Below are 224 nucleotides of genomic sequence, written 5' to 3' on the forward strand. Positions count from 1 at the left end.
TTATCGGCAATATGTTTTTCGAAATTATTAATCTGCTCAAAACGCTTATCCCGAAAATCGGCATTTACATCTTCCACGGAGTTTACTGTTGGTAGATTTTCGCCTAAAACATAAGTAGGACGAACTCTTGTTACTAGTACATTTTCATAGTGGGTTCTATTAAACACCCCAAACTTTCCTCGAGCTGGTAGTGCGATATAATGCCTCCATATAAAATCATGTTT

1 pseudogene is annotated in these 224 nt (G+C 36.6%); it reads right to left on the bottom strand.

Annotated features, from left to right (window positions below):
* Positions 1 to 212 (bottom strand): annotated as a pseudogene (locus H2O73_RS24555) (hypothetical protein); the annotation flags it as partial.
* Positions 213 to 224: the final 12 nt, after the last annotated feature.

This window comes from Vibrio marinisediminis, from assembly GCF_014050145.1.
Classification (GTDB): Bacteria; Pseudomonadota; Gammaproteobacteria; order Enterobacterales; family Vibrionaceae; genus Vibrio; species Vibrio marinisediminis.